The organism is Nocardiopsis lucentensis DSM 44048, assembly GCF_000341125.1.
Classification (GTDB): domain Bacteria; phylum Actinomycetota; class Actinomycetes; order Streptosporangiales; family Streptosporangiaceae; genus Nocardiopsis; species Nocardiopsis lucentensis.
The window spans coordinates 1-5054 of the sequence record NZ_ANBC01000094.1; the positions used below are offsets into that span (position 1 = coordinate 1).

The following is a 5054-nucleotide window of genomic DNA, read 5'->3' on the forward strand; positions in this document are numbered from 1 at the left end:
CGCCCGCGTCACAGCGCCCGGGCGTGCTCCCGCAGGACACGGACGGCCTCGGTGACGGCGGGCCGGCGCGAGGTCCCCTCACGCCAGAGGACGGACACGCCGCGGACCGGGGCGGGCTCCAACGGCCGCACCACGACGGAGTCGGGGACGGCGCCCCGCCCCAGCCGCGGGACCATCGCGATGCCCAGACCAGCCGCGACCAGCGCCACCTGGGTCTGGTACTCACCCACCAGGTGGACGACGTTCGGTTCGACCCCCACCGCGCGCAGTGTGCGCATCAGCCAGTCGTGGCACACCGTCCCCGGCGGCTGGCAGATCCAGCGGGCGGAGGCCACGTCCTCGCGGCGCAGGACCGGGTGGCTGGAGAGCGGGTGGTCCGGGGGCAGCAGGACGTCGCACACATCGCGTCCGATCGTCGCGCGTGTGACCCCCTCCGGGACGGACATCGGCGCGATGTCCCAGTCGTGCACCACCGCCAGGTCGACGGTCCCCTGCGCGACCATGCGCGGCGTCGCGTGCGGGTCCTCCTCGATCAGCCGCGGGTCGAGGGCGGGGTGGGCGGCGGACAGCTCGGCCATGACACCCGGGAGCAGGCCGCGGGCGGCGGTGGAGAAGGCGGCGACGGTCAGTCGGCCGCTGGGCCTGCCGCGCTGTTCCTCCAGGGCGACCTCGGCCTCCTCCACCAGGGACAGCACCCGGGCGGCCGTGTCGACGAGGAGGACGGCGGCGTCGGTGAGCACGACCCCCCGCCCCTGCCGTTCCAGGAGCGCGCTTCCGGTCTCCCGTTCGAGCTTGGCCACCTGCTGGGAGATCGCCGACGGTGTGTAGCCGAGCGCGGCGGCGGCGGCGCCGACGGACCCGTGGACGTGTACGGCGTGCAGGGCGCGGAGCCTGGCGAGGTCGAGCACGGGCACTCCTTCCGGGGGCACACCCAAACAATGTAGCAACGCTGAATCCAACCATGCAGAACTCTTCGCTAGTGCTGAATCAACATCATCGGCATCATCGAATCCATGCGTCCGGTTCACATCGCCCTCGCCGTGCTCGTCGCCGCGGTGTGGGGCATCAACTTCGTCGTCATCGAGGTCGGTCTCGACCACGTCCCACCGCTCCTGTTCTCCGCCCTGCGCTTCCTCGTGGCGGCGGTCCCGGCGGTGTTCCTGGTACGCAGGCCCGGGGTCGCGCTCGGGTGGATCGTTCTGGTGGGGCTGGTGCTGGGTGTGGCGAAGTTCGGCCTCGTCTTCACCGGTATGCACCTGGGCATGCCCGCCGGGCTCACCTCGCTGGTCCTCCAGGTCCAGGCGGTGTTCACCGCGCTCCTGGCCGTGCTGTTCCTGCGGGAACGCCTGGGGTCCCTGAGGTACGCGGGAATGGTGGTGGCGCTGGGCGGGATCGGGGTCGCCGCCTACGACCAGGGCGCCTCCGGTCCGATGGCCGCGTTCCTCATGGTCGTGGCCGCCGCCGCGTGCTGGGGGCTGGCCAACGTCATCACCCGTCGGGCCGCGCCGCCCGACGCCCTGAGCTGGATGGTCTGGGTCAGTCTCGTGCCGCCGTTGCCGCTGTTCGCGCTCTCCCTCCTCCTGGAGGGGCCGGAGGCCGGGCTCACGGCGATCCGGGAGCTGGACGCGGTCGGGGTCGGCGCGATCCTGTTCGTGGCGTGGGGCGCCACGGTCTTCGGCTTCGGCGCCTGGGGCTTCCTGCTCCGCCGCTACGACGCCTCGGCGGTGGCGCCGTTCTCGCTCCTGGTGCCGGTGTTCGGCATGGCCTCGGCGGCGCTGCTGCTGGGAGAGGAGATCACCCCGCTGAGCTGGGTCGCCGCCGTCCTGCTCGTGGGCGGGGTCGCCCTGACGTCGCTCAGCGGCCGCGCGCCGAGGTCCGCACCAGCCTCCGTCGGCGCCTCCGGGCCCGGGCGTGACCCCAGACCCGCCCCCGAAGGCGCGACCGGTCCCTCGCGCTGACCCCCGAGCGGCCCGCGGTCCTCCTCCCCGGGAAACCCCTGGCGCCCCGGGGAGGAGTGTGGGAGGGTTCCCGCGGACTCGGGCCCGCCGGATCCGGGCCCTACCTGGAGGAGACGTGATGGCCGAGAACGGACGGGGACACGACTACGACGTCCTGGTCGTCGGAGGGACGGGGGTGGACACGATCGTCCGGGTGGAGGAGCTGGCCCTGCCCGAGGGCGACGCGGTGTTCGTGCCCCCCGTGCGCGACTACGTGGGGCACACCGGCAACGGGGTGGCCCTGGGCTGCCACGCGCTGGGTATGGCCACGAAGTTCATCGACTTCCTCGGCGACGACCTCCAGGGCCGGATGGTGCTGGAGTCCTACGCCGAGCGGGGACTCGACTTCAGCCACGTCGTCTCGCCGCACGGCACGCCGCGCGGCGTCAACCTGGTGGACGCGCGGGGACGGAGGTTCTCCTTCTTCGACGGACGCCACCCGTCGGACCTGCGGCTCCCCCGCGAGTTCTACCTCCCCTTCGTCGAACGCGCCCGCCACGTGCACATGTCGATCATGAACCACAACCGCGACATGTACGACGACCTGGAGCGGCTGGGGGTCGGCACCTCCACGGACCTGCACGACTGGGACGGCGAGGAGTCCCACCACCTCGACTACGCCCTGCGCTCCGACCTGGTCTTCCTCAGCGCCGCCGCGATCCACGGACGCGAGGCCCGGGTGATGCGCCGCGTCCTCGACGAGGGGCGCGCCCGTCTCGTCGTGGTCACCGACGGGGCAGAGGGCTGCCGCGTCCTGGCGCGCGGGGAGTCCGAGCCCCGCCACTTCCCGGCCGTTCGTCCCGAACGCCCGGTGGTCGACACCAACGGTGCCGGTGACTCCTTCGTGTCCGCCTTCCTGTACACGCGTCTGGCGGGCGGCGACGTGGCGGAGTGCGTGCTCGCGGGGTCGGTCGCGGGCGCGTTCGCCTGCGGCAGCCACGGCACGCACACCGAGTTCGTGGACCCGCCCGCTCTTCGACGCCTGGCCGGTGCCGCCGGGGGGTCCACCGTGCCCTAGGGTGGGCCGCTGGGAGGGGCGTTGAACCACGAGATGCGAAAGCGCCGCGTCTGCCGGGGCGCGAGTGTTCCGGGAGAGGCGGACGGCACGTGCTGAGACTGCGCGGTCGGGAGTACGGACCGGACACGACGCTGGTCATGGCGATCGTGAACCGGACCCGGGACTCCTTCTACGACAACGGCGCCACCTGGGACGACGCCCCCGCCTTCGAGCGCGTGCGCGCGGTGGTGGCCGAGGGCGCCGACATCATCGACATCGGCGGAGTCAAGGCCGGCCCCGGCGAGGAGGTCGACGCCGAGGAGGAGAAGCGCCGCACGGTGGACTTCGTGGCGGCGATCCGCTCCGAGTTCCCGGACCTGGTGATCAGCGTCGACACCTGGCGCGCGTCGGTGGGCCGGGCGGTCTGCGAGGCCGGCGCCGACCTTCTCAACGACGCCTGGGGCGGCCACGACCCGGAGCTGGCCGAGGTCGCCGCCGAGTTCGGCGTGGGGCTGGTGTGCACCCACACCGGTGGCCTCGCCCCCCGGACCGGACCCCTACGGCCCTCCTACGACGACGTCGTGCGCGACGCGATCGACGGGACGGTGGCGCTCGCCGAACGCGCGGTGTCCCTGGGCGTGGACCCGCGTTCGGTGCTGATCGACCCCGCGCACGACTTCAACAAGAACACCTGGCACTCGTTGGAGCTCACCCGCAGGCTCGACGAGATGACCGACACCGGCTGGCCGGTGCTGGTCGCGCTCTCCAACAAGGACTTCGTCGGCGAGACCCTCGACCTGCCGGTGGGGGAACGGCTGACCGGCACGCTCGCCGCGACCGCGGTGTGCGCCTGGCACGGCGCCCAGGTCTACCGCGTCCACGAGGTCACACCCACCCGTCAGGTGCTCGACATGGTCTCCGCCATCCGGGGCGTCACACCCCCCGCACGGACGATTCGGGGACTGGCGTGAGGAGGAGCGCGTGATCGTCGCGACCGCGGTGTGCCCGCACCCGCCGCTGCTGCTGAGGGAACTCACCGGTGTCCAGGACGTCGCCGCCGACCTGCGCGGGGTCTGCGAGTCGGCGGTGTCGGTCCTGCTGTCCACACCCGGGCTGGACCGGATCGTCGTCGTGGGCGGCGCCGACACCTCCCGTGGGGAAGTGTCGGGCCGCGTGCCCACACGGATCTACGCGGACGCCGCCCGGCGCGGCCCCGAGGCGGAGGGCGCGGGGAGGGAGAGCCGTCCCCCGACCGCCGAACCGCTGCCCCTGAGCCTGGGCATCGCCCGGCGCCTGCTCGACTCGGTCGCGCCCGACACCCCCGTCGAGATGGTCACCGTCGCCTGGGACGCCTCCGCCGAGGAGGTCGAACGTGTCGCGCGCGCCGTCGCCGGACGCGCCGAGCGGGTCGGGTTGCTGGTCATGGGGGATGGCGGCGCCCGCTGGGGCGTGCGCGAACCAGGGCACCTGGACGCCGCGTCCGTCGACGTCGACGAGGTCGTGCGCCACGCACTGGCCGACGGCGACACCGGAGCGCTGACCGCCCTGGACCCGGAGGAGGCCGCCGACCAGATGGTCGCCGGGCGCGCGGCGCTCCAGGTGATGGCCTCGGCCGTGGTGCTGGGCGGTACCAGCGTCGGATCGGAACTCCTGTACGCCGACGCGCCCTTCGGCGTCACCTACTTCGTGGCGGTGTGGTCGTGCGCCTCCTGCTGAACGACGTCGCGCCCGGTGCGGCCGCCCCCGGTGACCGGCTGGGACCGGACGACCTGGAACGGCTCTACGCGTACCCGGACGCGACCGCGCGCCCCTGGGTGCGCGCGAACATGGTCGCGACCCTGGACGGCGCCGCCGCGGGCAACGACGGTAGGACCGGCTCCATCAACACCGACGCGGACCTTGTGGTCTACACGCTCCTGCGCGATCTGGCCGACGTGATCCTGGTGGGCGCCGGGACGGCCCGGAGCGAGGGGTATCGGCGCACCCCGGCCAGGTCCGCGCGCTTCCGGGACCGGGCCGCCGCCGAGGGGCGGCCGACGTGCCCGGTGACGGCGGGGGGC

6 protein-coding genes are annotated in these 5054 nt (G+C 73.4%); 5 read left to right on the forward strand and 1 reads right to left on the reverse strand.

The genetic code is table 11. The annotated features are described in order from the left end of the window. Nucleotides 1-8: 8 nt before the first annotated feature. Nucleotides 9-908 (reverse strand): LysR family transcriptional regulator, encoded by a 900-nt coding sequence (locus D471_RS0102940; RefSeq protein ID WP_017597242.1) that lies wholly within the window; start codon nucleotides 906-908, stop codon nucleotides 9-11. Nucleotides 909-1013: 105 nt separating this feature from the next. Here D471_RS0102940 and D471_RS0102945 point away from each other — a divergent pair, with 105 nt between their 5' ends. From D471_RS0102945 to D471_RS0102965, 5 genes are all read left to right on the forward strand, one after another. Then, nucleotides 1014-1958, forward strand: a complete 945-nt coding sequence (locus D471_RS0102945) for an EamA family transporter (RefSeq protein ID WP_017597243.1) — start codon at nucleotides 1014-1016, stop codon at nucleotides 1956-1958. A gap of 118 nt (nucleotides 1959-2076) precedes the next feature. Beyond that, the gene (locus D471_RS0102950; protein WP_017597244.1) at nucleotides 2077-3015 is read left to right on the forward strand and encodes a carbohydrate kinase family protein; all 939 of its coding nucleotides are present in this window, start codon (nucleotides 2077-2079) and stop codon (nucleotides 3013-3015) included. 89 nt (nucleotides 3016-3104) lie between these two features. Continuing rightward, entirely contained in the window at nucleotides 3105-3965 is an 861-nt protein-coding gene (gene folP / locus D471_RS0102955) for a dihydropteroate synthase (protein ID WP_017597245.1), read from the forward strand. A gap of 10 nt (nucleotides 3966-3975) precedes the next feature. Beyond that, nucleotides 3976-4710: a class III extradiol ring-cleavage dioxygenase family protein gene (locus tag D471_RS0102960; protein ID WP_017597246.1), complete on the forward strand. Its 735-nt coding sequence runs from the start codon at nucleotides 3976-3978 to the stop codon at nucleotides 4708-4710. Further along, nucleotides 4695-5054 (forward strand): dihydrofolate reductase family protein (locus D471_RS0102965; RefSeq protein WP_394296840.1); only part of this gene is annotated, 360 nt, incomplete at its 3' end. The genes D471_RS0102960 and D471_RS0102965, both read left to right, overlap by 16 nt.